This is a genomic window from Paracoccus sp. (in: a-proteobacteria) (assembly GCF_047973135.1).
Classification (GTDB): Bacteria; Pseudomonadota; Alphaproteobacteria; order Rhodobacterales; family Rhodobacteraceae; genus Paracoccus.
Genome location: NZ_JBKEBL010000087.1, coordinates 1 through 3,047, shown reverse-complemented (window position 1 = coordinate 3,047; position 3,047 = coordinate 1). Strand labels below are relative to the sequence as shown.

Here is a 3,047-nt window from a genome sequence, read left to right as displayed (position 1 = left end):
ATCATGCAGGTTCCGCCCGCCTTTTCCGCCGTCAAGGTCGATGGCGAACGTGCCTATGACCTTGCGCGCGAGGGCGAAGAGTTCAAGCTGGCCGCTCGTCCCCTGTGGGTCGAAAGCCTGACGCTGATCACCGCCGAAGGCGATAGCGCACGGCTGAAGATGGTCTGCGGCAAGGGCGGCTATGTCCGGTCGATCGCACGCGATCTGGGGCGCGAACTGGGCTGCCTCGGGCATGTCGCCGCGCTGCGCCGCATCTGGTCGGGGCCGTTCGACGCCGATGACGGCATTGCCTTCGACAAGATCGATCGTGATGCGCAGGACTGGCTGGAATCGCAGCTTTTGCCACTGGAAACCGCGCTGGCCGACCTGCCCATGCTGCGCGCCACACCCGAGGGCGCGCGCAAGATCCGCAACGGCAATCCCGGCGAGGTGACGGGCGGCGCGGAATGGGGCGAACTGGTCTGGGTCTCGGATACCGGTGGCCCGATCTGCATCGGCCGCTATCAGGGCGGCACGGTCCAGCCCGAGCGGGTGTTCAACCTGTGACCCCGGTGCCCCCCAGGAATGTCCCTTCACGAAAGCCGAAGCTGCGGATTTTACTGCCGACGGGATGGCAGACCTTGTGACGGGTGAACGGCAGACCCGGCCCGGAATCAAGGCGCATCGCACCGCCCGCCCCTGCGGTCATCCGCTGGCCTTCTGCTGCGCCAGTTTGATGATCGAATCGGCTTCCGACAGCTATACTGTCGCGACAGGCTCAATACCGCCGTTTGCGTTGTCACGGATCAGTCCGTATGGCCATTGGCCGGATCCCCGGCGACTTTCAGGACGATCTTGCCAATATGGGCGCTGCTTTCCATGCGTCGGTGGGCATCCGCCGCGTCTGCCAGCGCGAATTCGCTGTCTATCGTGACCGTCACTGCGCCCGATCCGACCAGCGGCCACAGCCTTTCGCGCAGCGCGCGGGCAATATCGGCCTTGGCGGCGTCCGATTGCGGGCGCAGGGTCGAGCCGGTCAGCGTCAGCCGCTTGACCATGATCTGCGCAAAGTTCAGCTCGGCCTTGGCCCCTTCGAGAAAGGCTATCATCACCAGACGCCCGTCCATGGCCAATGCCTTGATATTGCGCGGAACATAGCTGCCGCCAACCATGTCCAGAATCAGATCCGCACCGCCCTCGGCCGTGATGCGCCCGACGAAATCGTCGGTCCGGTAATTGATCGCCGTGGCCCCCAGTGCCTCGACCGCGCGGGCCTTGTCGTCATTGCCAACCGTGGCCCAGACGCGGGCACCCAGGGCACGCGCGATCTGAATCGCCATCATCCCGATACCAGAGCTGCCACCATGCACCAGAAACCTCTGCCCGGCCTGCAAACCGCCGCGCGTGACCACGTTCGACCAGACGGTGAAAGCCGTTTCGGGCAGACAGGCGGCCTCGCGCAGGGTCAGTCCCGCCGGGATCGACAGCGCATGTTCCTGCTGGCAGACGGCATATTCGGCATAGCCGCCTCCCGGCAGCAGCGCCGTCACCCGGTCGCCCTTCCGCCAGCGGGTGACACCCGCACCGACGCCGACAATCTCGCCCGAGGCCTCCAGCCCTGGCAGATCCGAGGCACCCGGCGGCGGCGCATAGGTTCCCGCGCGCTGCGCCACATCCGGGCGATTGACCCCGGCATATGCGATCTTGATCAGGACCTGGTCGTTGCACGGAACCGGTACCGGACGCTGCACCAGTTTCAGCATGTCAGCCGCGCCCGGCGCGGTGATTTCGACCGCGTTCATCGAATCTGGAAACATCGGATCCCCTTTATCTGGTCTGCACCCTGCCGGGCAGGTTACGGCCACGCGGCGCGCGTATCCAGCCAAAAGCAAGATCGCCCAGCTTCGACGCGCCGGGCAATCTGCGCAGACCGGCCTTGGCCTTTTCAAAGCGCATCACGCCATCAATCCGGCGGTCCAGAAACTCGCGCGTTTCCCGCTGTCCGTCGGAACTGTCGCCCAGCCAGAACAGCACGGTCGCGGAAATCACCGCCGACAGTGTGGCACGCTTGGAATACCAGTTCGCATCCTGCGACCGGTCGCCCAGCCCGCACCAGATGACATCTGCGCTTTCCCAGATCAGCCGCGCCCCCAGCCCGGCATTCTGCGGCAGCGACAGCGTGGCCGCCCCCGCGCGCACCAAATCCTGATCGACCAGAGACAGCCGGTGCCAGACGGCCTGCGTGATCCGGTCGCGGAACCGGCCCTCGGGCGGCGTGCCGGCCAGCCAGTCGCGCAACCGCGCATCCGCGCGGCGGTGATAAGCGGCGGCCAGCCCCGCGCCGCCCTGCGGGAAATGGACGCGGGCCAACGATTCGGACATGCCGATCCCGGCCGCGCCGGCAAACAGGGCGCGTTCGTTCATCCCGTCAAAGGGAACATGGTTCAACGCGGCATTCAACAGGGCTTCGCGGTCGTTTTCCATTTCTGCCTCCGGCCTTTCTCTGGACAAATGCGCCCTCCGCTGCTAGGGGAACGCTTCCTGCAACTTGTATAACTCTAACCTAGGAAGGTGGTGACAACCACATGCAGGTCAACGTTCGCGACAATAACGTCGAACAGGCGCTTCGTGCCCTGAAGAAAAAACTTCAGCGCGAGGGGGTCTTTCGCGAAATGAAGCTTCGGCAGCATTTCGAAAAGCCGTCGGTCAAGAAAGCCCGTGAAAAGGCCGAGGCCGTCCGCCGCGCCCGCAAGCTGGCCCGTAAAAAGGCTCAGCGCGAAGGCGCGCTGTAAGACGACGCGATCCGCGTTATCAGAAAGCCCCCGACGCCAATGGCTCGGGGGTTTTTCGTTACAACCGCCGCTTTGCGCTGCGACAGGCGCAACAAAGGGCCAGCGGACGACGACCGCCCGGCGGGAACTGCAAGGCCATCAGACCACCGCTCCGCCGCAGGCGTTTGCAGGGGGTCCGGGGGGCGCAGCTCCCCCGGCTATCGCGGGACGCAAATCAGCGGCGCCGCCATCGCGCAAAGGATCCCCGGAAATGCGCCCGGACCGGGGCACCGGGTT

The 3,047-nt window shown here is 65.4% G+C and carries 4 protein-coding genes; 2 read left to right on the top strand and 2 right to left on the bottom strand.

The window, feature by feature from the left end:
* On the top strand, positions 1–546 hold a 546-nt coding region (locus ACK5L9_RS07065; RefSeq protein ID WP_416910762.1), incomplete at its 5' end, for a tRNA pseudouridine synthase B.
* A gap of 239 nt (positions 547–785) precedes the next feature.
* Here ACK5L9_RS07065 and ACK5L9_RS07060 read toward each other — a convergent pair.
* Both ACK5L9_RS07060 and ACK5L9_RS07055 read right to left on the bottom strand, forming a co-directional pair.
* Positions 786–1,796, bottom strand: a complete 1,011-nt coding sequence (locus tag ACK5L9_RS07060) for an NAD(P)H-quinone oxidoreductase (RefSeq protein ID WP_416910761.1) — start codon at positions 1,794–1,796, stop codon at positions 786–788.
* A gap of 10 nt (positions 1,797–1,806) precedes the next feature.
* Positions 1,807–2,463, bottom strand: a complete 657-nt coding sequence (locus ACK5L9_RS07055) for a COQ9 family protein (RefSeq protein WP_416910760.1) — start codon at positions 2,461–2,463, stop codon at positions 1,807–1,809.
* A 101-nt stretch (positions 2,464–2,564) separates the two neighbouring features.
* Between ACK5L9_RS07055 and rpsU the strand changes: the two genes are divergently transcribed.
* Complete coding sequence (rpsU, locus tag ACK5L9_RS07050; protein ID WP_022705914.1) at positions 2,565–2,771, top strand: 30S ribosomal protein S21; 207 nt, start codon at positions 2,565–2,567, stop codon at positions 2,769–2,771.
* Positions 2,772–3,047: the final 276 nt, after the last annotated feature.

Excerpts from the sequence above, each read along its gene's own strand:
- ACK5L9_RS07060 (WP_416910761.1), bottom strand. The coding sequence starts at position 1,796 with ATGTTTCCAGATTCGATGAACGCGGTCGAAATCACCGCGCCGGGCGCG.
- ACK5L9_RS07055 (WP_416910760.1), bottom strand. The coding sequence starts at position 2,463 with ATGGAAAACGACCGCGAAGCCCTGTTGAATGCCGCGTTGAACCATGTT.
- rpsU (WP_022705914.1), top strand. The coding sequence starts at position 2,565 with ATGCAGGTCAACGTTCGCGACAATAACGTCGAACAGGCGCTTCGTGCC.